Raw genomic sequence first — 22,898 nt, 5'->3', positions numbered from 1 at the left:
AGTGATCCAAAGGCGCCCGGCTGGACCTGGGTAGGCTGGCACCCATGCCTCATATCGCCAAGGTGCTCATCGCTAACCGCGGCGAGATCGCCGTCCGCGTCATCCGCGCCGCCAAAGACTCCGGGAAGGCCTCGGTCGCCGTCTACGCCGACCAGGACCGCGACGCCATGCACGCCCGCCTCGCCGACGAGGCGTACGCCCTCGAGGGAGCGACCAGCGCGGAGACGTACCTCTCGATCGACAAGATCCTCTCGGTCGCGCGCCGCTCCGGCGCCGACGCGGTGCACCCCGGCTACGGATTCCTCGCCGAGAACGCCGACTTCGCCCGCGCGGTGATCGCGGCCGGACTCACGTGGATCGGCCCGTCGCCCGAGGCGATCGAAGCGCTCGGCGACAAGGTCACCGCTCGACACGTCGCCGAGAAGGTCGGCGCGCCGCTCGCGCCCGGCACGCCCGGACCGGTCGCCGGCGCCGACGAGGTCATCGCTTTCGCCCAGGAGTACGGTCTCCCCATCGCGATCAAGGCCGCGTACGGCGGCGGCGGTCGCGGCCTGAAGGTCGCTCGCGAGCTCGACGAGGTCGCCGAACTGTTCGAGTCGGCCACGCGCGAGGCGATCACCGCCTTCGGCCGCGGCGAGTGCTTCGTCGAGAAGTACCTCGACAAGCCGCGCCACGTCGAGACCCAGTGCCTCGCGGATGCCGAGGGCAACGTCGTCGTGGTCTCCACGCGCGACTGCTCGCTGCAGCGCCGCCACCAGAAGCTCGTCGAGGAGGCCCCCGCGCCGTTCCTGAGCGACGAGCAGAACCGCATCCTCTACGACGCGTCGAAGGCCATCCTCAAGGAGGTCGGGTACGTCGGCGCGGGCACGTGCGAGTTCCTCATCGGCGCCGACGGGACGATCTCCTTCCTCGAGGTCAACACGCGCCTGCAGGTGGAGCACCCGGTGTCCGAGGAGGTCACCGGCATCGATCTCGTGCGCGAGCAGTTCCGCCTCGCCGAGGGCGGCGTGCTCGACTACGACGACCCCGAGCCCGTCGGGCACTCCTTCGAGTTCCGCATCAACGGCGAGGACCCGGGCCGTGGGTTCCTGCCGCAGCCCGGACGCATCCACCAGTTCAAGACGTTCGGCGGCCCCGGCATCCGCCTGGACTCCGGCGTCACGGCGGGCGACAGCGTCTCGGGCGCCTTCGACTCCCTGCTCGGCAAGATCATCGTGTCGGGACGCGACCGCGCCGAGGCGCTCGAGCGCTCCCGCCGCGCTCTCGACGAGTTCGAAGTGGCCGGCATGCCCACCGTGCTGCCGTTCCACCGCAAGGTCGTGCGCGACCCCGCCTTCACCGGCGAGGACGGCACCTTCGGTGTGTTCACCCGCTGGATCGAGACCGAGTTCGACAACGACATCGCCCCCTGGGACGGCGAGCTGGAATCGCCGGATGCCGGCGAGGCGCGTCACACGGTGGTCGTCGAGGTCGCCGGCAAGCGCCTGGAAGTGAGCCTCCCCGACCGCATCGCCCAGGCGCCCACCAAGGTCGGTCGTCCGGCCGCCGTGCCGCCGTCGCGACGCTCGCACGCGCCGACGGTCAACGCCGGCGCGTCCGGCGATGCCGTCAAGTCGCCCATGCAGGCCACGATCGTCAAGGTCGCCGTCGAGGAGGGGCAGCAGGTCGTCAAGGGCGACCTGGTCGTCGTGCTCGAGGCGATGAAGATGGAGCAGCCGCTGCAGGCGCACAAGGACGGCGTCATCGGGGCGATCAACGCGCAACCCGGCACGACGGTACCGGCGGGGCATCAGCTCCTCACCATCTCCTGACGCCGCGTCGTCCTGACACAACGCGCCTCGCGGGTTACCGTGGGGTCATGAGACGCCTCCTCCCCCGCACGGCCTCCGTCGTCGTCGCCGTCGGCGCGGGGCTGCTCCTGGCCGCCTGCGCGCCGGCCGCTCCCAGCGTCGACCTCGACGCGGCCCGCGAATGGGTCGAGGGCCTCCAGGCCGACGAGTCCGACGGCCCGGGCGCGGCGGGCACCGCGACCCTCCTCGTGGAACCCGGCACTCCGGACGACACGGACGACGGCGACCCCGCCGGCAGCATCCGACTCGACTTCGCCACGGAGGCGAACCTCACCCGCGCCGATGCGGCGTGCTTCGGCGGAGGCAGCATCGACGCCGCCGTCACCGTGTTCACGGTCGACGGCGACGCGCAGCAGTCCGACTCGTACAGCGGCGAGATCCCGTGCGACGAGAAGATGCACGAGATCGACCTCGGCGGGAAGCCGGGCTCGTCGGTGCTCATCGAAGCGCGCGGCGACACCGCCACCTACGCGTACGTGCGGGTGATGCAGGGGCTCACGATCAGCAACGACTGACGCTCGCCCCCGAGTGGGCGTACCGGTTCAGCCGAAGAAGTCGTCGTCGCGGTTGACGAGGTGCATCGCGCGCGTCGCATCGGTGATCGAGCCCGACAGCGACGGGAACACGGCGAACACGCGCGAGACCTGGTCGACGGTCATGCGCCGCTCGACCGCGATCGCGATCGGATAGATGAGCTCCGACGCGCGCGGGCCGACGATGACGCCGCCGATGACGGTGCCCGAACCCTCCCGCGCGATGATCTTCACGAAGCCGTCCTTGATGCCCATCATCTTCGCGCGCGCGTTGGCGGCGAGCGGCAGCTTGTAGACGTAGCCGTTGATGGCACCGGACTCGACGTCCTTCTCCTGGCGACCGACCGTGGCGATCTCGGGCGCCGTGAAGATGTTGGCCGTGATGCGCCGTCGCTCCAGCGGGATCACCGTGTCGCCCAGGGCATGGAAGATCGCGGTGCGTCCCTGCATCGAGGCGACGGATGCCAGGGGCACGAAGGTCGTGCAGTCACCGGCCGCATAGATGTTCGGCACCGAGGTGCGCGCCACCCGGTTCACCCGGATGTGGCCCGAGTCGGTGAGCTGCACACCGGCATCCTCTAGGCCGATGCCCGCCGTGTTGGGGATCGACCCGACCGCCATCAGACAGTGGCTCCCCTCGACGGTGCGCCCGTCGGAGAGCGTCACGACGACGCCGTCGCCGACGCGCTCCACCCGATCGGCGCGCGACTTCGAGAGCACCGTCATGCCGCCGCGCTTGAAGACCTTCTCCAGCACCGTGGCGGCGTCACGGTCTTCGCCGGGGAGCACCTGGTCGCGACTGGAGATGAGCGTCACCTTCGCGCCGAGGTTCATGTACGCCGAGGCGAACTCGGCGCCCGTGACGCCCGACCCGACGACGATGAGGTGCTCCGGAAGCGACTTCATGTCGTACAGCTGCGTCCACGTGAGGATGCGCTCGCCGTCGGGCTTGGCGCTGTCGAGCTCGCGCGGGGAGGCCCCGACGGACACGACGAGCGTGTCGGCCTCGATGCGGTCGAAGTCGGTGCCGCCGGGCCCCGTCGACACGACCACGGCATGCGTGCCGTCGAGGCGGCCGTGCCCCGAGACGATCCGGACGCCGGCCTCCACGAGGTGGGCGCGCATGTCGTCGGACTGCTGGCGGGCGAGGGAGAGGAGACGCTTGTTGACCGCGGCGAGGTTGATCGCGACCTCGGGCTTGAGCGGCTTGCCCGTGTCGGTCTTCGCGAACAGCTGCACACCCAGGTCGGATGCCTCGGAGATCGCGACGGCGGCATCGGCCGTGGCGATGAGGCTCTTGGACGGCACGACGTCGGTGATGACGGCGGCGCCGCCGACCCCGGCCCGTTCGACGAGGGTCACTTCCGCGCCGAGCTGCGCGGCGGCGAGCGCCGCCTCGTAGCCTCCGGGGCCGCCGCCGAGGACGGCGACGGACTGAGTGCGCTCGAAGCTCACGGACGGGAGGCTCAGGGACGACATGGCATCCATTCTCTCAAAGGCGGAGCCACGTTCCGTCCGTCCCGGCTGTCGTGCCTGGCACCGGGGCGTCGGTGTTCCTAGAGTGGGCTTCATGTCCGACACGATCCACCACCCGCTCGACGACCCCGCCACCGATCCGTTCGAGGTGGCCGCGCAGGCCGCCGCCGACATCGCCCGGCTGACCGGTGTCGAGCACCACGACATCGCCCTCACGCTCGGAAGCGGCTGGGGCAAGGCCGCCGACCTCATCGGCGAGACGACCGCGACGCTCCCCGCCACCGAGGTGACGGGGTTCAGCAAGCCCGCCCTCGCCGGGCACGTCGGGTCGCTGCGGAGCATCCTCACGCCCTCGGGCAAGCGGGTGCTCGTCATCGGCGCCCGCACCCACTACTACGAGAACCACGGTGTCCGCCGCGTCGTGCACAGTGTGCGCACGGCTGCCGCGACGGGCGCGAAGACGATGGTGCTCACCAACGGCGCCGGCGGCATCAAGGGCTCGTGGAAGCCGGGCACCCCGGTGCTCATCAGCGATCACATCAACCTCACGGGCGACTCCCCGCTCGAGGGTGCGACCTTCATCGACCTCACCGACCTGTACTCGACGCGTCTGCGCGACCTCGCCCGCCGCGTCGATCCGACCCTCGACGAGGGCGTCTACTGCCAATTCCGCGGCCCGCAGTACGAGACGCCGGCGGAGGTGCAGATGGCGAAAATCATCGGCGGTCACATCGTCGGCATGTCCACGGCGCTGGAGGCCATCGCCGCCCGTCAGGCCGGCATGGAGATCCTCGGGTTCTCGCTCATCACCAACATGGCAGCCGGCATCCAGACGACTCCGCTCAGCCACCAGGAGGTCATCGAGGCCGGCCAGCAGGCCGAGCCGGTGATCTCGGCGCTGCTGGCCCGCGTGATCGGCGAGCTGTGATGACCGCGTCGGCGACGCTGGAGGCGGCGCGGCGCTGGCTCGCGCAAGACCCCGACGAGGTCACCCGCGCCGAGCTCACCGGCGTCATCCACGCGGCGGAGTCCGGCGATGCCGACGCGCTGGCCGACCTCGACGACCGCTTCTCGACGCGCCTCGCCTTCGGCACGGCCGGCCTGCGCGGTCGCCTCGGCGCCGGTTCCAACCGGATGAACCGGGTGCTGGTGACGCAGGCCGCGGCGGGGCTCGCCGCCTACGTCGCCGAGACCTCCGCCGACCCGACGCCCCTGATCGTCGTGGGCTACGACGGTCGCCGCAACAGCGACGTCTTCGCGCGCGACAGCGCGGAGATCTTCGCCGGCGCGGGCCTGCGCGCCGTGCTCCTGCCGCGCCTGCTCCCCACGCCCGTCCTCGCGTTCGCCGTACGGCACCTCGGGGCCGCAGCGGGCGTCATGGTCACCGCCTCGCACAACCCGCCCGACGACAACGGCTACAAGGTGTACCTGGGCGGCCCCGACGACGGCTCCCAGATCGTCTCCCCCGCCGACGCCCGCATCGCCGCCCACATCCTCGAGGTGGCGGCCCAGGGCGACGTCTCCACGCTCCCCCGGGGCGAGTACGAGATCGCCGACGAGTCCGTCGTCGACGCGTACGTCGCGGCGACCGCGACGGTGGCCCCCGCGCCCGCCGGAGCGGCGGGGATGACGTGGGTCTACACGGCGATGCACGGCGTCGGTCACGAGACGCTGGAGAAGATCCTGCTCGCGGCCGGGTATCCGCTGCCGACCGTCGTGACCGAGCAGATCCGACCCGACGGCGCATTCCCGACCGTGTCGTTCCCCAACCCGGAGGAACCCGGGGCGATGGACCTGTCGTACGCGACCGCGCGGGAGGTCGGCGCCGAGTTCATCATCGCGAACGATCCGGATGCCGATCGGCTCGCCGTCGCGCTCCCCGACCCGTCTTCGCCGGACGGCTGGCGCCGGCTCACCGGCAACGAGGTCGGCCTGCTCCTGGGCTGGCGCGCGGCGCGCACGGCATCCGGAGGTTCGCTCGCCTGCTCGCTCGTGTCGTCACCGGGCCTGCAGGTCGTGGCCGAGCACTACGGTCTCGACTTCCATGCGACCCTCACGGGCTTCAAGTGGATCTCGCGCGCACCCGGCATCGTCTACGGCTTCGAGGAGGCGCTGGGCTACCTCGTCAACCCGCAGACCGTGCGCGACAAGGACGGCATCTCGGCGGCCGTCGCCATTCTCGGCATGATCGCCGAGGCGCGGGAGCAGGGGCGGACGCTCGCCGATGTCATGACGCAGTTCGACGAGACATTCGGCTACTTCGCGTCGGGGCAGGTGTCGGTGCGGGTCGAAGACCTCTCGCTCATCGGTCGCATCATGGGCGCCCTGCGCGCGGCGCCGCCGACGCGGATCGGCGACATCGCGGTGGACCGCATCGACGACCTGCTGTCGGGAGCCGAGGGGCTCCCGCCGGGCGACGTGCTCCGAGTGTGGCTCGCCGACGGCTCGCGCGTCATCGTCCGTCCGAGCGGAACGGAGCCGAAGCTCAAGGCGTACCTCGACGTGCGCGGCACCTCGAGGGACGACGCCGGCTCACGGCTGGCATCGGTGGAGGCGGGCACCCGCGCGCTGATCACGGCCGCGCAGGCTTGACGAGCACGACTGACGAGCCACACCGTCGCCGGACGCGGCGGTGTGGCTAGGCTCGGGTCGTGCTGCTGAGCGAACCCGTGACCCTCGAGAACGACCACGTGCGGCTGGAGCCTCTCGCACCCGCTCACGTGGACCACCTCACGGCGGCCCGGGAGGGCCTCGCGTACGCGTGGTACACCTCGGTGCCCGCGTCGGTCGGCGACGAGATCGATCGCCGGTTGGGCGAGAGGGATGCCGGTCGCATGAACCCGTGGGCGGTCGTCGCGGGCGGACGCGCCGTGGGCATGACCACCTTCTGCGAGATCGACCAGGCGAACCGGCACGTGGAGATCGGCTACACGTGGCTGTCGGCGGCCGTCCAGCGCACCGCGGTCAACACCGCGGCGAAGCTGCTGCTCCTCACACATGCCTTCGAGGCCTGCGACGCGATCGCCGTCGAGTTCCGTACCCACTGGCACAACCGGCAGTCACGCGCCGCGATCGAACGACTCGGGGCCCGCCAAGACGGCGTGCTGCGCAATCACCGCCTCGGCCCCGACGGGAGCCTGCGCGACACCGTGGTCTACTCGATCCTCCCGCACGAATGGCCTGCGGTGCGGCTCGGCCTCGAGGCGCGGCTGCGGGCTCGCCACGCGGACGCGTCGGCGGGCGACTGACCGTCAGCCGTCGACGACTGCGACCAGCTCGTCGAGGAACGCGCCGAACGTCGTGCCCCTGCGGACGATCCGCTGCACGCTCTCCCGCTCGCTGAACACCTCGACGAGCTGCTCGAACACGGTCTGGAAAGCCGCGCGGTCGGACTCGCTGAAGGCGACCATCGCGACGACCTGCACGCGTCCGTCGCCCCACGGGATCGACGGGTCCGCGATGCCGACGGCGATCGCGGTGCGGGTCGCCGTCATGCCCAGCGCGTGCGGCACGGCGAGCGCGTCGGTGAACGCCGTCGACGACAGGCGCTCCCGCTCGAGCGTGCGCTTCACGTAGCCGTCGTCGATGACGCCCTGCTTCACGAGGAGCTCGCCCAGGCGGGTGATGACCGCCTCCTCGCTCTCGGCGGCGGTGAGGCCGTGCACGAAGGCGTCGGCGTCGAAGTAGCGCTCCAGTTCGGCGCGCAGCCGCGCGAGTCGCCGCCCCCGACGCACGCGCCCTGCCGCGGTCTGCACCCGCTCCACGTCCGCCTCCGTGAGGAACGGCTGGATGCGGACGAAGCGGTCGCCGGTGATCGGCGGATCGATCGTGGTGAGGACGAGATCGGTGTCGATCGATGCCCAGTCGGGATCGACGCGCGTCTCGACCCCGACGACGGTGACCGCCTGCCCCAGCGAGCGGGCGATGCTCGACTGCAGCAGTTCATGGAGCTCGTAGTATCCCGGGCACACGATGGTCGCCGACAGGAGCACGCCGGCGCGACGGCTGCGTTCCAGGCGACCGCCGACGTGCATCGCGATGTAGGCGATCTCGTCGTCCATGAGCGCGATGCCCAGAAGCCCGCGCAGTCCGTCCGAGATGAACACGGCCACCTCGAAGATCATGGGGTAGGTCGTCTTCAGAGACCGCGTGAGCGGATTGCGCGACCACGCCTGCTCCCGGGCCCGCTGCCGGAGGTTCTGCACGTGCAGCGCGAGACGCAGGACGAAGTCCTCGTGATCGATGTCGACCTGGAACTCCGCTGCGGCGCGGGTGACGACATCTCTGACGGCTCGCTCGACCTCGGCATCCAGTCGCTCCCGGATGACGGCGGCCGGCTCGGCGGCGCCCGGGGCGACCACGCGGCTCTGCACGAGTGCGGCGAGGTGGCGGAGGTCTCCCGTGCCGAACGATACGCCCAGGTGGGCGATGCTCAGGCGGTCGATGAGCGCCTCGATGCGGGCGGCGGGCTCCCCGCCCTCCGTGATGCTCGCCTCGTCGAGACCGTGGTCGCGGGCGACGCGATCGGCGGCGATGGCGACGTGCATCATCACGTCGCCGATGCCGAACTCGTTGACGAAGTAGCCGAGAGCCGTCAGCTCCGCGACGAGCTCCGCCTTGAAGGGTCCGAACGCGGCGGCACCGAGCGAATCCTCCCCGAGCGCCCGTCGCAGCGCCTCGAGGTCGAACGCCCCGTCTTCGGTCTCTTCGTGGGCCAGCCGGCTGATGAGCCGGCGCTGAGCCATCTCGGTGCCGCGCAGCCGCGCACGCGAGGCCGTGCGCTCCAGCACGAGGTCGGTGCCGCCGAGGAGTCCCCGCACCCGTGCGAGGTCGGCGTCGAGCGTCGCAGGGCTGACGTGGAAGTGGTCGGCCGTCTCGAAGACGTCGATGCCGTCGGGGGCGGCGAGCACGGCGCGGATGAGCTGGTGCAACCGGTCGCGGGGTGTGCCCGCCTCGATGCCTCCGGCCCGCTGCGCGGCCGCGGCGTCGACCCCGGCACGGTAGCCCTGCGGGCCGGACTCGATCGCGAGGCCGTCGGGAACCCGCGCGTTGATCGCCGTGACGTAGGAGCGGATGCTGCGCGGAGTCACGCCGACGGCATCCGCCAGTTCCGCGGCCGTCGTCCACTCGGGCGAGCGCACGAGCAGTCCGAGGACGCGATCCTGCCGGGCTCTGCTCACCCGTCCAGTCAACCATGCGCACACCGGACGGGACCGTGCGCTTTCCGCCCCCGCGGAAACAGCCGTGGTTGTCCGCTCTCAGCGCTTTCACAAGAATGGGGCCGAAGGAGGCGGATCGATGAGGATCCTCGTGGTGTGCGGCGCTGGAGCGTCGAGCACGTTCGTGGCACAGCGCGTCCGGCATGCGGCACATGATCGCGGTCGGGACATCAGCGCGGTGGCCGGCACCGAGCAATCGTTGCCGATCGACCTGGATGCCGCGGACATCGTGCTCGTCGGTCCCCACCTGCAGCACGCCCTCGAGCGCATCCAGCGCGACGCCGCCCCGCGCGGCACCCGAGTCGTGCTGCTGCCGCCGGACATCTTCACGGACCTCGACGGCTCACGCACCCTCGCGCTGATCGACGAAGCCCTGTCCGCATCGACGGACGCCCCCCGCACGCCCCGAGAGGAACTCGCATGACCGCTGTGTCCCGCACCGTCCGCATCGGCTCGTCCCACGGCCTGCACGCGCGGCCCGCGAAGCTCTTCGCCCAGGCCGTGAAGGACTCCGGCATCCCGGTGACGGTGTCGAAGGGCTCGGGTGCGCCGATCAATGCCGCGAGCATCCTCGGCATCATCGCGCTCGGCGCCGAGAAGGGCGACTACCTGACGCTCACCGCAGAAGGCGAGCGCGCCGAGACCGTGCTCGACACCCTGGCCGAGCTGCTGACGACCGACCACGACGAGTAAAGAACCACTGAGGAGATCCACACCATGAGCGAACTGCGCGGAGTCGGCATCGGACTGGGCGTTGCCCAGGGACCGGTCGCCCGGATGGCAGAACCGCTTCCGGCGCCCGCCGACGAGCCCAGCACCCGCACGCCCGGCGAGGAGATCGCCCGCGTGCGCGAAGCGGTCGCCGCCGTCGCCCGCGAGTTGGAGCAGCGCGGCACGCAGGCGGGCGGCCTGGCCCGCGAGGTGCTGGAAGCGCAAGCCATGATGGCCGAGGACCCGACGCTCGACCAGGAGGTCTCGACGCGGGTGGATGCCGGCAAGACCGGCGAGTTCGCGGTCTACGACGCGTTCGCCACCTTCCGCGACATGCTCTCGGCCATGGGCGGCTACCTCGGCGAGCGCGCCGCCGACCTCGACGACGTCGCCCAGCGCGTGATCGCCCGTCTGCGCGGGTTGCCGGCCCCCGGCATCCCCGACCCGGGCCACCCGTTCGTGCTCGTCGCGAAGGACCTCGCTCCGGCCGACACCGCCCTCCTCGACCTCGACAAGGTGCTCGCCCTCGTCACGACCGACGGCGGACCCACCTCGCACACGGCGATCCTCGCCCGCGAGAAGTCGATCGTCGCGATCGTCGGAGCGGCCGACGCGAAGGCTCTCACCGACGGCGAGACGGTCATCGTGGATGCCGCGAAGGGCATCGTCACGACGCAGCCGACATCCGAAGAGCTCGCTCAGGCCCAGAACCGCGCCGACGCGCGTGCCGCCGCGGCATCCGCTCCGCTGACGCCCGGCGCACTGTCGGACGGCACGGCCGTGCCGCTGCTGGCCAACCTCGGCAAGCCCGGCGGGGCGGCGGAGGCCGTCGAGCTCGGCGCGGAGGGGGTCGGACTCTTCCGCACCGAGTTCCTCTTCCTCTCCGCGACGCAGGCCCCGACCGTCGACGAGCAGACGAAGGCCTACACGGAACTGCTGCAGGCCTTCCCGGGCAAGAAGGTCGTCGTGCGCGCCCTCGACGCCGGCGCCGACAAGCCGCTCGCGTTCCTCAACGACGCCCACGAGGAGAACCCCGCCCTGGGCCTGCGCGGCCTGCGTGCGCTCCGCGCGAGCGAGGACATCCTCCGCGAGCAGCTGACCGCTCTCGCGCAGGCGGATGCCGCGACCGACGCCGACCTGTGGGTCATGGCACCGATGGTCGCGACCGTCGAGGAGACCGAGTACTTCGTCGGTCTCGCCAAGGAGTACGGCATCAAGACGGCCGGCGTCATGGTCGAGGTCCCCTCGTCCGCGCTGCTGGCCGGGAAGGTGCTCGAGATCGCCGACTTCGCGTCGATCGGCACGAACGACCTGACGCAGTACACTCTCGCCGCCGACCGCCTGCTGGGCTCGGTGGCGGGCTTCCAGGACCCGTGGCACCCGGCGGTGCTGCAGCTGATCAAGGCGACCGGCGACGGTGGGAAGGCCAACGGCAAGCCCGTCGGCATCTGTGGCGAGGCCGCCGCAGACCCGCTGTTGGCCGTGGTCCTTGTCGGCCTCGGGGCCACCACCCTGTCGATGGCGCCGACGGCCCTGGCCGACGTCCGCGCGACGCTCCTGCAGTACAGCCGTGAGGATGCCGAGCGCATCGCCGCGGCAGCCCTCGCCGCATCCGATGCGGCATCCGCCCGAACCGCGGCACAGGCCGCGGCCGGATCCCCCGCCTGAGCGCGGTCACCCGAAGAAGGAGAAACCAGCAATGACAACGGCGTCCACCCCCACTTCCGGGGCAAACAAGGCACGAGTCGGAGTCCAGCGCTTCGGCACGTTCCTGTCCGGCATGATCATGCCGAACATCGCGGCCTTCATCGCGTGGGGCTTCATCACGATGCTCTTCATCAGCGCGGGATGGCTCGGTCAGTGGTACCCCGTCGCCGACCTTCTCGGCGGCTTTGGAAACGCAGGAGAGATCGGCTGGCAAGGCGCACGCACAGCGCTTACCGAGGGCGCCGACGGCGCGACCTTCCAGCAGTACATCGGCCTCGTCGGACCGATGATCACCTATCTGCTTCCCCTGCTCATCGCCAACACCGGCGGTCGGATGATCTACGGCGAGCGCGGAGGCGTCGTGGCGACGATCGCCACGATGGGCGTCATCGTCGGAACCGACATCCCGATGTTCCTCGGTGCGATGATCATGGGACCGCTCGCGGGCTACATCACCAAGCAGATGGACCGCATCTGGGACGGCAAGATCAAGCCGGGCTTCGAGATGCTGGTGAACAACTTCTCGGCAGGCATCCTCGGCATGCTCCTCGCGATCGTGGGCTTCTTTGTCTTCGGTCCCGCCATGCTCGGCGTGAGCGCCTTCCTCGGCGGAATCGTCGACTGGCTCGTCGGCTTCAACCTCCTCCCGCTGCTGTCGATCGTGGTCGAGCCGGCGAAGGTGCTGTTCCTCAACAATGCGATCAACCACGGTGTCTTCACTCCGCTGGCGCTGGAACAGGTCGCGGAGAGCGGCAAGTCGATCTTGTTCCTCATCGAGGCGAACCCCGGTCCCGGCCTCGGACTTCTCCTCGCGTTCACGTTCTTCGGAGTCGGCTCCGCGAAGGCCTCCGCTCCGGGCGCCATCGTCATCCAGTTCCTCGGCGGTATCCACGAGATCTACTTCCCGTACGCCCTGAGCAAGCCTGCCACCATCCTGGCGCTCATTGCGGGCGGCGCCACGGGCGTCACCACCAACATGCTGTTCGGCGGAGGCCTCGCTTTCCCGGCGGCTCCGGGAAGCATCATCGCGGTGACCGCCGCGGCTTCCAGCCCTGCGGCGGGCGGCGTCGGCAACTTGCTCGTCGTCTACCTGTCGGTGATCCTCGCGGCCGCTGTGACGTTCCTCATCACGGCAGTCATCCTGCGGGCGTCCCGCAAGCGCGACCTCGCGGCCGAAGGCGACACGTTCAGCGCCGCGATCGCGCAGACCGAGGCCAACAAGGGCAAGTCCTCGGCAGCGATGGACTCGCTGCGCGCGAGCGGCGGCGCCGCTGCGGCAGCGGAAGGCGGTGTGCTCACCGACAAGACGGTCAAGAACATCGTCTTCGCGTGCGACGCGGGCATGGGCTCGTCGGCCATGGGCGCGAGCGTGCTGCGCAACAAGATCAAGAAGGCGGGCGTCGAAGACGTCGCGGTCACCAACAAGGCGATCGCGAACCTCGACGGCAGCGAAGACCTGATCATCACGCAGCAGCAGCTCACCGACCGCGCTCGCGGCGTGAACCCCGGCGCGCTCCACGTGTCGGTCGACAACTTCATGAACTCGCCGAAGTACGACGAGGTCGTGAAGCTGGTCGTCGACCAGCACGACGCGTAACCTCGGAAGACCGCTGCGGGGCCGGGCTGCGCGATGCGCCCGGCCTCGCAGCCCCGAGGCTGAGAATCATCGAAGAGAGGTATGTCATGGCACGTGAAGTCCTGAACGTCGGACAGGTCCGTATCCGCAACGGGTCGGCGACCCGCGAAGAGGCGATGAAGGAGGCGGCCGACATCCTGCAGGCCGCCGGTGCAGTGACGGGCGCCTACTTCGACGCGATGAAGCAGCGCGAGGAGACCGTGTCCACCTACATGGGCAACGAGCTCGCGATCCCCCATGGCACGAACGAGACGAAGGACGAGATCCTCGACTCCGCGCTGTCGTTCGTCCGCTACGACGGCGGCGTCGATTGGGACGGCAACCCGGTGTCGTTCGTCGTCGGCATCGCCGGCAAGGGCGACGAGCACCTCGAGATCCTGTCGCAGATCGCCCTGATCTTCTCCGACGAGGACGAGGTCGCCCGCCTGAAGGCGGCGCAGACGCCCGAAGAGCTCTTCCAGCTGCTGGCCTCGGTCAACGCCTGATGAAGGCCGTCCACTTCGGCGCCGGCAACATCGGCCGCGGGTTCGTCGGGCTCCTCCTCCACGAGGGCGGCTACGACCTCGTCTTCTCCGACGTCGCCGCGCCCCTCGTCGACGCGATCAACGCCGTCGACTCCTACACCGTGCACGAGGTCGGCGACGGCGGCGTCGACAAGGTCGTCACCGGTTTCCGGGCGATCAACAGCGCCACCCAGCCCGACGAACTCGTGGAGGAGATCTCCACCGCGAACGTCGTGACGACGGCGGTCGGACCGACGATCCTCCGCTTCGTCGCCCCGCCGATCGTCGCAGGGCTCGCCCTCCGCGACCCCTCCGCCCCTCCCCTGCAGATCATGGCGTGCGAGAACGCCATCAACGCGACCGACCTCCTGCGCGAGGAGATCAAGGCGCAGGCCGGCGAGGCCTGGGACGCACTGGAAGGCCGCGCGGTCTTCGCCAACACGGCCGTCGACCGCATCGTCCCGGCCCAGCCGGCGGATGCCGGGGTCGACGTGACCGTCGAGCCGTTCTTCGAGTGGGCGATCGAGTCTCCGCCGTTCGGCGAGAACCCTCCCGGCATCCCCGGCGCCCACTTCGTCGACGACCTCGCGCCCTACATCGAGCGCAAGCTCTTCACCGTCAACACGGGACACGCCACGACCGCGTACTTCGGCGCCGAGGCGGGGGTGGAGAAGATCTCCGACGCTCTCGCCGACGAGGCGATCGCCGCGCGCGTCGCCGCCGCCCTGGAGGAGACGTCGGCGCTGCTGGTGGCCAAGCACGGCCTGGATGCCGCCGACCTCGCCGCGTATCGGGCCACCATCCTGCGCCGCTTCGCGAACCCCGCGCTCCCCGACACCGTCGGACGCGTCGGGCGGCAGCCGCTGCGCAAGCTCTCGCGCCACGAGCGCTTCGTCGGCCCGGCCGCCGAAGCCGCCGAACGCGGCCTCCCCGTCGACGGCCTCGTCGCCGCGATGGCCGCCGCCCTCCGCTTCGACGACGCCGACGACGAGCAGTCGGTCGAGCTGCAGCGCCGCCTCCGCGAGGAGACGGCGGAGGAGTTCACCGCCTCCGTCACGGGCCTCGAACCCGGTCATCCCTTGTCGGCGCGGGTGCGAGAGATCGTCGCGGCGCGCCAGGCCGAACTCGCGTGAGCCCTCGTCGACGCGGCCGCCGCATCCTCGCCTGGGTGGCCGGCAGCATCGGCGCTCTCGTGCTCGCCGCTGTCATCGGCATCGTCGTGTGGAGCCAGGTCGGGGTCTACCAGGCCGAGCCCGTGCCGCTGGCCGACGTGCGCGCCGATCCCGGCATCCGCATCTCCGACGCGGGTCCGGGGATCGTGCTGTCGCCGGCGGACTCACCCCCGACCGCCGACAACGACGGCGACGTGGGGCTGGTCTTCATCCCGGGGGCGAAGGTCGACGCGTGGGCGTACGCCGCGACGCTGGCCGGCATCGTCCGCGACGACGGGGTCACCGTCGTGATCACCAAGCCCTGGCTGAACCTCGCGTTCTTCGACGTCCGCCCGCTCTCGTCGTTCACCGATCTCGCACCCGAGGTCGACGCGTGGATCGTCGGCGGACACTCGCTCGGCGGCGTGCGCGCCTGCTCCCTGGCCGGCGACGCCGACGGGCTCGCCCTCTTCGCGTCATACTGCGCCACCGACCTCAGCGACAGCGGACTGCCCGTGCTGAGCCTGTCGGGAAGCGAAGACGGCCTCTCGACGCCGGAGAAGATCGCCGACGCGCGCCCGCTCCTGCCCGCGGATGCCACCCTCATCGAGATCGCCGGGGCCAGCCACGCGTCGTTCGGAGCGTACGGCCCCCAGGACGGTGACGGCACGGCGACCATCTCGCTGGAGGACATGGTGGGCGAGATCGCCACCCCGTTCGCCGCGTTCGCTGAGCGGGTCGGCTGACGTAAGACTGTCCACCGGCTAACATCGGGCCAGATGCCCGCCTCAGTCCCGATGCGCGGCGGATGCCGGCACGAGGGAGTCTGGATGCGGGAGCGTCGCTACGCCGTCATCGGCGCCGGCCCCTCCGGGCTCGCCGCGGCGCGTGCGCTCCAGCGCGAGGGCATCACGGTCGAGGGGTTCGAGGCATCCCACGGCGTCGGGGGGCTCTGGGACATCGACAACCCGCGCTCGACGGTCTACGAGTCCGCCCACCTCATCTCCTCGCGCACGACGACGGAGTTCGCCGAGTTCCCGATGTCCGCCACCGTCGACTACCCCGGCCACCGCGAACTCCTCGCCTACTTCCGTGACTACGCCGATCACTTCGGGCTGACGTCGCTCTTCCGCTTCGACACGCGTGTCACCCGGGTCTCGCGCGGCGACGACGGCGACTGGCACGTGACCGCCGTCGGCCCCGACGGAGAGTCGACCCAGCGGTACACGGGAGTCATCCTCGCCAACGGCACCCTCGCCGAGCCGCAGATCCCCGAGTTCCCCGGAACGTTCACCGGCGAGATCCTCCACACCAGCGCCTACCGGAGCGGACGCCAGCTGACCGGTCGCCGCGTGCTCATCGTCGGCGCCGGGAACTCCGGCTGCGACATCGCCGTGGATGCCGTGCACCACGCGGCATCCGTCGATCTCAGCGTGCGGCGCGGGTACTACTTCGTGCCGCGCTACCTGTTCGGACGCCCCTCCGACACCCTCAACCAGGGACGCCCCCTCCCCCGGCGGATCAAGCAGTTCGTCGACACGCGCGTGCTGCGGGCGTTCACGGGAGACCCCGTGCGGTTCGGGTTCCCGCGGCCCCACTACCGGATCTACGAATCGCACCCGATCGTGAACACGCTCGTCCTCCAGCACCTCGGTCAGGGCGATCTGCGCGTGCGGGCCGACGTCGCACGGTTCGACGGCGACACCGTCCACTTCCGCGACGGCACCTCCGACGACTACGACACCGTGCTGCTCGCCACGGGCTACCGACTCGACTACCCCTTCGTCGACCGGGCCGAGCTGCACTGGAGCGGACCGGCGCCGGGACTGTTCCTCCAGATCTTCCCGCCGACGTTCTCGGGACTGTTCGTCATGGGCATGGTCGAAGCATCGGGACTCGGCTGGCAAGGCCGCTACGAACAGGCCGACCTCATCGCCGCGTACCTGCGCGCCGAGATCGACCATCCCGACCGCGCGTCCGCGTTCCGTCGCCGCGTCACCGCGCCCTGGCCCGACCTGACGGGCGGCTACCGCTACCTGGGCCTCGAGCGGATGGCGTACTACGTCAACAAGGACGTCTACCGACGCACCGTCCGCGACGCGACCCGCGCGCTCCGCGGCGACGAGCCCGCCGGTCGCCGCGGCATCCGCACTGTCGGACGGCGGAGGACGGCAGCATGAACCCCGACGACATCGCGCTGAACTTCGCGCCGGGCACCCTCACGATCCTCAACGTCGTGCTGGCCCTCATCATGCTGGGCGTCGCACTCGACGTCACCCTCGACGACTTCCGCGCCGTCGCCCGTCGCCCCCGACCCATGGTGATCGCCATCATCGCCCAGTTGCTGGTGCTGCCCGCCGTCACGTTCGTGCTGACGCTGGTGCTGCCGGTCACCCCGTCGATGGCACTCGGCATGATCCTCGTCGCCTGCTGCCCGCCTGGAAACATCTCCCAGATCCTCACCCACCGCTCGGGCGGCAATGTCGCCCTCTCGGTGTCGATGACGGCCGTCTCCAACCTGCTCTACATCGTCGCTCTCCCCTTCTCCGTCTCGTTCTGGGGTTCGCTGCGCTCCGACACGCGTGAGCTGCTGAACGTCGTCTCGCTCAACGGCTGGCAGATGCTGCTCGAGATCGTGCTCATCATCGGCGTCCCCTTCGTCGTCGGACTCACGCTGCGCCATCGGATGCCGAGGCTCGCCGCCCGGCTGCGTCCCGCCGTCACGTGGTTCTCGCTGCTCGCGCTCCTCGGCTTCATCGCCGCCGCGCTCGCGGGGAACTGGACCTCCTTCGTCGCCTTCCTCGGCATCCTCGTGCTCGCCGTCACGATCCACGACGCCGTGGCGCTCGCGATCGGCTACACGACGGCCGCCATCGGAGGCCTCGGCACGCGCGAGCGGAAGGCGATGACGTTCGAGGTCGGCATCCGAAACGCCGGGCTCGGCCTCGGCCTCGTGTTCACCTTCTTCGGCGGACTCGGCGGCATGGCGATCGTCGCCGGCTGGTGGGGCATCTGGGACATCATCGCGGGGCTCGCCGTCGCCGCCCTCTGGGCGCGGCACACGAAGCGTCGCACCGGTTCGGCCCGTGGGGATGCGACGCGTCACGCCACGGCGGTCGAGGCTGCGCCGCCGCGCGACGTCGGGGAGGCATCGCCGTGACGCGCGTGCTCATCACCGGCGGGGCCGGGTTCCTGGGGTCGCACGTCGCCACCGCCCTGGCCGCCCGCGACGACGTCGAGCTCGTCGTCGCCGCCGACGTGCGCCACCCCGCTGAACCTCGCAGCGGCGTGCGCTTCGAGCACTACGACGTCACCGACCCGGGCACCCTCGTTCCGCTGCTGCAGCAGCACCGCATCGACGTGGTGGTCCACCTCGCCGCGATCGTCAACACCGGCGGCGACCGCGCCCACGAGTTCCTCGTCGACGTCCGCGGCACGCAGAACGTGCTGTCGGCGTGCGTCACCGTCGGAGTCGGCAGAATCGTCGTCTCCTCCTCGGGCGCCGCCTACGGCTACCACCCGGACAACCCGGAGTGGCTGCGGGAGGACGACCCCCTCCGCGGCAACGACGAGTTCCCCTACTCACGGCACAAACGACTCGTCGAGGAGATGCTGGCCGACTACCGCACCACCTATCCCGAACTCGAACAGGTCGTCTTCCGGATCGGCACGATCCTCGGACCGGGCGTGAGCAACCAGATCACGGCCCTGTGGGACGGTCCGCGCATCCTCGCGATCCGCGGCTCCGACTCCCCCTTCGTGTTCGCCTGGGTCGACGATGTCGCCGCGGCGATGGCCCGTGCCGCCACCGACGGCCCGCCCGGCATCTACAACGTCGCCGGAGCGGGGCGCATGACCGTGTCGGAGATCGCCGACCGCCTCGGCAAGCCGCTGCTCACCGTGCCCGCCGGCTTGCTGGCATCCACGCTCTGGCTCGGCCACGTCGCCCGGATCACCGCACACGGCCCGGAGCACATCCGATTCCTGCGCTACCGGCCGGTGCTCGCCAACGACGCACTCGTCGAGCGCTTCGGCTTCACGCCGGCGAAGACCTCTCGCGAGGCGTTCGAGGCCTATCTGGCGGCCCACCCCGGCGTCGCCCGCCGCTGAGCAGCACCCTCGCGTGCGCCTTGTGCCGCCGGTGCCGCCGGTGCCGCCGGTGCCGCCAGGCGGATGTTGCCGGCGCGCGTCGCTTCCTCCCCCGCGGGACGCCGCCATGAGTTCTCCCGAGAGTCGCCCGAAGGTACCCGCGCTCGTGACGTCGGATGCTCTGGTACTCCTATGCCGCTGCCTTCATCCGAGCACCCCACCGCACAGGAGCTGCTGGCCGCGCACTCTTGGGATACGGAGACTGCCCACGGCGCCTGCGGAACCGAACGCGGCCTCGCCCGCATGGTCGCCGAGGGACGTCTGATCAGAGCGCGACGCGGCCGCTACGTGTCGCCGACGCTTCCCGCACCGATGCTCGACGCTGCTCGCGCGGGGAGTCGACTGGACTGCGTCTCGCTCCTGGCAGTGCTCGGCATCTTCGTGCGTCCCGTTCGGCCCGGACTCCATGTGCAGATCGAGATGGGCGCGAGCCGGCTCCCTCAGCGGTCAGCAACGATCACCGCTCACTGGCGCGCGACGGCACTCGATCCGTCTCGGCTGACGACCGATGTCGTCGAGGCGCTGGTGCAGGCGGTGAGATGCCAACGGCCGCGAGACGCGATCGCCACACTCGACAGTGCATGGAACGGCGGCTGGGTCACCGAGCTCGAGATCGCCGAGGTCTTCGCACGACTGCCACGACGGTTCCGCCGGCTCCGCCCGCTTCTCGATCGCCGAGCGGAGTCGGGGCCCGAGACCCTCGTGCGGCTGATGCTCCGGACGCTCGGATGCCACGTCGATCTGCAGGTGCACATCCTGGGCGTCGGGAGGGTCGATCTGCTCGTCGACGGCTGGCTCATCGTCGAGTGCGACAGTCGGGCGCATCACGACGGGTGGGACGCGCACCGACGGGACCGGCGCCGAGACCTCGTCGCGGCGTCGCTGGGCTACACGACGGTCCGGCCGATCGCCGAGGACGTCCTGGGCGACCCCGAGCGCGTCTTCGCGCTCTTGCGGGCCGCGGTAGCGCATGGTCGCGACCGCCGCGCGTCGTCAACTCCTTCGAAACGTGCATCGTGACGCCCGTGGGGACGAAACCAGGCGGTTCGGACCCGGATCGAAGGAGTTAGCCACCAACAGGCACCAGAGCAGGCACCAGAACAGGCACCTGCGAGCGACTCAGCGGTCGAAGCCGTCGCCGATGAGCTCGATGAGCTCCTCGCGCTCCTCGACCGACAGGAATGCGCCCGCCGCGGCGTTGAGCTGGAACGCTTCGAGATCCTCGAGCGAGTAGTCGAACGTCTCGGCCAGCAGCGCGAGCTCGCGCGTCAGCGACGTGCGGCTCATGGTGCGGTTGTCGACGTTCACCGTCACGGAGAATCCGAGCTGGTAGAGCAGGTCGAACGGGTGGTCCTCCATCGTGGTGCCCCAGCGCGCGATCGCACCGGTCTGCAGGTTCGACGAGGGCGACAGCTCGAGCGGAATTTCCCGGTCGCGCACCCAGTGAGCCAGGTCGCCGAAGGTCACGAAGGTCTCCTCGCCCTTCTGCGACACGACGTCGAGGTCCTCGGCGATCCGCACCCCGTGGCCGAGGCGCAGCGCGCGGCCGTCGATGAGCGCCGAGCGGATCGAATCGAGACCGGCCGCCTCGCCGGCGTGGATCGTGACGGGGAAGAACTGGGATGCCAGGTAGTCGAACGCCGCACGGTGGTTCGACGGCGGGAAGCCGTCCTCGGGTCCGGCGATGTCGAAGCCGACCGCGCCGCGCCCGCGGAAGGCCACGGCCAGCTCTGCGATCTCGAGCGACCGGTCGGTGTGGCGCATGGCGGTGACCAGCTGCCCGACGCGGATGTCATGCCCGTTCGACTCGGCGGCATCCTCGCCCTCTTCGATGCCCTCCTGCACGGCCTCGACGACCTCTTCGAGGCTCAGGCCGCCGGACAGGTGCTGCTCGGGAGCCCACCGCACCTCGCCGTAGATCACGCCGTCGGCGGCGAGGTCTTCGACGAACTCCTTCGCGACACGGCGGAGGCCGTCGCGCGTCTGCATGACGGCGATCGTCAGATCGAACGTCTTGAGGTACTCGACGAGCGAACCGGAGTCGCTCTGCTGCTCGAACCAGTCGGCAAGGTCGTCGGCGGCGTCGGCGGGCACGTCGACTCCCGCCGCGTCGGCGAGTTCGATGATCGTCTGCGGGCGCAGCGCGCCGTCGAGGTGGTCGTGGAGCGACACCTTGGGCAGCGAGCGGATCGAGACGCCCTGCAGCTTCGCGTCGCCGTGCTGGTCGATGGCCATGATTCTCCTGGGATGGGTGCGGTTCAGGCGGTGATGCGTTCGAGGACGAGCGGGCCGGATGCCGGGGCCTCGGCACCGATCGACCACGCGCCGTCGACGGCTTCGAGGGCGCGTGCGAAGCGGTCGGGGTCGTCGGCCGACAGCGTGAACACCGGCTGGCCGGCGCGCACGGTGTCGCCGGGCTTGACGTGGAGGTCGATGCCGGCGGCGTGGATGACGGGGTCCTGCGCGCGGGCGCGGCCGGCGCCGAGACGCCAGGCGGCGACGCCGAACGGCAGCGCCTCCATCCGGTCGATGACGCCGTCGGCATCCGCGACGACGGTGTGGGTCTCGCGCGGCTCGGGCATCGGTGCGTCGGGGTCGCCGTCCTGCGCGACGATCATGCGGCGCCAGGCGTCCATTGCCCGTCCGTCGCGGAGGGCCGCCTCGACGTCGGCGTCGGGCTGACCGGCGAGGGTGAGCATCTCGCGCGCGAGGGCGACCGTGAGTTCGACGATGTCGGCGGGGCCGCCGCCGGCGAGCACCTCCACCGACTCGCGCACTTCGTTCGCGTTGCCGATAGCGAGGCCGAGGGGCGTGTTCATGTCGGTGAGGAGCGCGGTGGTCGCGACGCCCGAGTCGGTGCCGAGGGCGACCATGGTGCGGGCGAGCTCGCGGGCCTTGTCGACATCGCGCATGAAGGCGCCGGAACCGAACTTGACGTCGAGGACGAGCGAGTCGGTGCCCTCGGCGATCTTCTTGGACATGATGCTCGAGGCGATGAGCGGGATCGCCTCGACCGTGCCCGTCACATCGCGGAGCGCGTAGAGGCGCTTATCGGCCGGCGCGAGGCCGGAACCGGCGGCGCAGATGACAGCTCCGACGTCGCGGAGCTGCGCGAACATCTCGTCGTTGGAGAGGGCGGCGCGCCATCCCGGGATGGCTTCGAGCTTGTCGAGGGTGCCGCCGGTGTGTCCGAGGCCGCGTCCCGACAGCTGCGGCACGGCGACGCCGAAGGATGCCACGAGCGGCGCGAGCGGGAGGGTGATCTTGTCGCCGACCCCGCCGGTGGAGTGCTTGTCGACGGTCGGCTTTCCGAGGCCCGCGAAGCTCATCCGCTCGCCGGAGGCGATCATGGCATCCGTCATGACGCGGATCTCGTCGCGCGTCATACCGTTGAGCAGGACGGCCATCGCGAAGGCGGCCATCTGGGCGTCGGCGACGTACTCGCGCGTGTACGCGTCGATCATCCACCGCAGGGCGTCGTCGGCGACGGCGCCGCCGTCGCGCTTGGTGCGGATGACGTCGACGGCGTCGAACGGCTCGACGGTCGAGGAGGCGCTCATCGTGCGGCCTCCAGATCGCGCGGTCCGAACGCGTCGGGCAGCACTTCGTCGATCGTGCGGATGCCGGAGACCGTCTCCAGCAGCATCCCCGGGAGCGAGAACTCGTACAGGAGCTGGCGGCAACGACCGCACGGCATGATCGTCTCGCCGTCGTTGTTGACGCACACGAACGCGACGAGCTGACCGCCGCCGCTCATGTGGAGGTCGCCCACGAGCGCGCACTCGGCGCACAGGCCTACGCCGTACGAGGCGTTCTCGACGTTGCAGCCGGAGACGATCCGCCCGTCGCTGACGAGGGCGGCGGCGCCGACCCGGTAGCGGGAGTACGGCGCGTACGCGCGCTCCATGGCGTCGGTGGCGACCGCGCGCAGGTGGTCCCAATCGATGTCGGTCACGATGTCTC

Annotated in this window: 21 protein-coding genes; 16 read left to right on the top strand and 5 right to left on the bottom strand. The window is 70.6% G+C overall.

Annotation, left to right across the window (positions count from 1 at the left end; genetic code table 11):
• Positions 1-44 precede the first annotated feature (44 nt).
• Both ACSQ18_RS03335 and ACSQ18_RS03330 read left to right on the top strand, forming a co-directional pair.
• Positions 45-1,811: an acetyl/propionyl/methylcrotonyl-CoA carboxylase subunit alpha gene (locus ACSQ18_RS03335; protein WP_436035711.1), complete on the top strand. Its 1,767-nt coding sequence runs from the start codon at positions 45-47 to the stop codon at positions 1,809-1,811.
• A 47-nt stretch (positions 1,812-1,858) separates the two neighbouring features.
• Positions 1,859-2,365 (top strand): hypothetical protein, encoded by a 507-nt coding sequence (locus ACSQ18_RS03330; protein WP_436035710.1) that lies wholly within the window; start codon positions 1,859-1,861, stop codon positions 2,363-2,365.
• A 27-nt stretch (positions 2,366-2,392) separates the two neighbouring features.
• Here ACSQ18_RS03330 and ACSQ18_RS03325 read toward each other — a convergent pair whose 3' ends face one another.
• Positions 2,393-3,871: an NAD(P)H-quinone dehydrogenase gene (locus ACSQ18_RS03325; RefSeq protein WP_436035709.1), complete on the bottom strand. Its 1,479-nt coding sequence runs from the start codon at positions 3,869-3,871 to the stop codon at positions 2,393-2,395.
• 82 nt (positions 3,872-3,953) lie between these two features.
• Here ACSQ18_RS03325 and ACSQ18_RS03320 point away from each other — a divergent pair, with 82 nt between their 5' ends.
• From ACSQ18_RS03320 to ACSQ18_RS03310, 3 genes are read left to right on the top strand one after another with little or no spacing between them, the layout of a single operon-like run.
• Entirely contained in the window at positions 3,954-4,787 is an 834-nt protein-coding gene (locus tag ACSQ18_RS03320) for a purine-nucleoside phosphorylase (RefSeq protein ID WP_144807298.1), read from the top strand.
• Positions 4,787-6,451 (top strand): phospho-sugar mutase, encoded by a 1,665-nt coding sequence (locus ACSQ18_RS03315; RefSeq protein WP_436035707.1) that lies wholly within the window; start codon positions 4,787-4,789, stop codon positions 6,449-6,451. The genes ACSQ18_RS03320 and ACSQ18_RS03315 overlap by 1 nt, the downstream gene beginning before the upstream one ends.
• Positions 6,452-6,510: 59 nt before the next feature.
• Positions 6,511-7,107 carry a GNAT family N-acetyltransferase gene (locus ACSQ18_RS03310; protein WP_436035706.1) on the top strand — a complete coding sequence of 199 codons (597 nt, stop codon included), beginning with the start codon at positions 6,511-6,513 and terminating at the stop codon, positions 7,105-7,107.
• Positions 7,108-7,110: 3 nt separating this feature from the next.
• Here ACSQ18_RS03310 and ACSQ18_RS03305 read toward each other — a convergent pair whose 3' ends face one another.
• A complete protein-coding gene (locus tag ACSQ18_RS03305; RefSeq protein ID WP_436035705.1) occupies positions 7,111-9,039 on the bottom strand; it encodes a BglG family transcription antiterminator in 1,929 nt (642 codons plus the stop codon).
• A gap of 118 nt (positions 9,040-9,157) precedes the next feature.
• Here ACSQ18_RS03305 and ACSQ18_RS03300 point away from each other — a divergent pair, with 118 nt between their 5' ends.
• The 11 genes from ACSQ18_RS03300 (at position 9,158) to ACSQ18_RS03250 (ending at position 19,955) form a co-directional block, all read left to right on the top strand.
• A complete protein-coding gene (locus tag ACSQ18_RS03300; protein ID WP_144807294.1) occupies positions 9,158-9,502 on the top strand; it encodes a PTS sugar transporter subunit IIB in 345 nt (114 codons plus the stop codon).
• Positions 9,499-9,771, top strand: coding sequence for an HPr family phosphocarrier protein (locus tag ACSQ18_RS03295; RefSeq protein WP_436035704.1), 273 nt, complete (start codon positions 9,499-9,501; stop codon positions 9,769-9,771). The genes ACSQ18_RS03300 and ACSQ18_RS03295 overlap by 4 nt, the downstream gene beginning before the upstream one ends.
• 24 nt (positions 9,772-9,795) lie before the next feature.
• Positions 9,796-11,457 carry a phosphoenolpyruvate--protein phosphotransferase gene (gene ptsP, locus ACSQ18_RS03290; RefSeq protein ID WP_144807292.1) on the top strand — a complete coding sequence of 554 codons (1,662 nt, stop codon included), beginning with the start codon at positions 9,796-9,798 and terminating at the stop codon, positions 11,455-11,457.
• Positions 11,458-11,488: 31 nt separating this feature from the next.
• Positions 11,489-13,093, top strand: a complete 1,605-nt coding sequence (locus ACSQ18_RS03285; protein ID WP_436035703.1) for a PTS mannitol transporter subunit IICB — start codon at positions 11,489-11,491, stop codon at positions 13,091-13,093.
• A gap of 86 nt (positions 13,094-13,179) precedes the next feature.
• Positions 13,180-13,617 (top strand): PTS sugar transporter subunit IIA, encoded by a 438-nt coding sequence (locus ACSQ18_RS03280; protein WP_436035701.1) that lies wholly within the window; start codon positions 13,180-13,182, stop codon positions 13,615-13,617.
• Entirely contained in the window at positions 13,617-14,768 is a 1,152-nt protein-coding gene (locus ACSQ18_RS03275; protein ID WP_436035700.1) for a mannitol-1-phosphate 5-dehydrogenase, read from the top strand. The genes ACSQ18_RS03280 and ACSQ18_RS03275 overlap by 1 nt, the downstream gene beginning before the upstream one ends.
• Positions 14,765-15,532 (top strand): alpha/beta hydrolase, encoded by a 768-nt coding sequence (locus tag ACSQ18_RS03270; RefSeq protein WP_436035699.1) that lies wholly within the window; start codon positions 14,765-14,767, stop codon positions 15,530-15,532. The genes ACSQ18_RS03275 and ACSQ18_RS03270 overlap by 4 nt, the downstream gene beginning before the upstream one ends.
• 33 nt (positions 15,533-15,565) lie before the next feature.
• Positions 15,566-16,966 carry a flavin-containing monooxygenase gene (locus tag ACSQ18_RS03265; protein WP_436035698.1) on the top strand — a complete coding sequence of 467 codons (1,401 nt, stop codon included), beginning with the start codon at positions 15,566-15,568 and terminating at the stop codon, positions 16,964-16,966.
• Positions 16,963-17,946 carry a bile acid:sodium symporter family protein gene (locus tag ACSQ18_RS03260; RefSeq protein ID WP_436035697.1) on the top strand — a complete coding sequence of 328 codons (984 nt, stop codon included), beginning with the start codon at positions 16,963-16,965 and terminating at the stop codon, positions 17,944-17,946. The genes ACSQ18_RS03265 and ACSQ18_RS03260 overlap by 4 nt, the downstream gene beginning before the upstream one ends.
• Entirely contained in the window at positions 17,943-18,896 is a 954-nt protein-coding gene (locus tag ACSQ18_RS03255; RefSeq protein ID WP_436035696.1) for an NAD-dependent epimerase/dehydratase family protein, read from the top strand. The genes ACSQ18_RS03260 and ACSQ18_RS03255 overlap by 4 nt, the downstream gene beginning before the upstream one ends.
• A gap of 171 nt (positions 18,897-19,067) precedes the next feature.
• Entirely contained in the window at positions 19,068-19,955 is an 888-nt protein-coding gene (locus ACSQ18_RS03250; RefSeq protein WP_436035695.1) for a hypothetical protein, read from the top strand.
• A 99-nt stretch (positions 19,956-20,054) separates the two neighbouring features.
• Here ACSQ18_RS03250 and ACSQ18_RS03245 read toward each other — a convergent pair whose 3' ends face one another.
• The 3 genes from ACSQ18_RS03245 to ACSQ18_RS03235 are packed head-to-tail and all read right to left on the bottom strand — an operon-like array spanning position 20,055 to position 22,890.
• Positions 20,055-21,170, bottom strand: coding sequence for an adenosine deaminase (locus ACSQ18_RS03245; protein ID WP_436035694.1), 1,116 nt, complete (start codon positions 21,168-21,170; stop codon positions 20,055-20,057).
• 23 nt (positions 21,171-21,193) lie between these two features.
• Positions 21,194-22,495 carry a thymidine phosphorylase gene (locus ACSQ18_RS03240; RefSeq protein ID WP_436035693.1) on the bottom strand — a complete coding sequence of 434 codons (1,302 nt, stop codon included), beginning with the start codon at positions 22,493-22,495 and terminating at the stop codon, positions 21,194-21,196.
• The gene (locus ACSQ18_RS03235) at positions 22,492-22,890 is read right to left on the bottom strand and encodes a cytidine deaminase (RefSeq protein ID WP_144807283.1); all 399 of its coding nucleotides are present in this window, start codon (positions 22,888-22,890) and stop codon (positions 22,492-22,494) included. Before ACSQ18_RS03235 ends, ACSQ18_RS03240 begins: the two co-directional genes overlap by 4 nt.
• Positions 22,891-22,898: the final 8 nt, after the last annotated feature.

Source organism: Microbacterium sp. LjRoot45, from assembly GCF_964253325.1.
Classification (GTDB): Bacteria; Actinomycetota; Actinomycetes; order Actinomycetales; family Microbacteriaceae; genus Microbacterium.
This window is presented reverse-complemented; position numbering and strand designations above follow the sequence as displayed.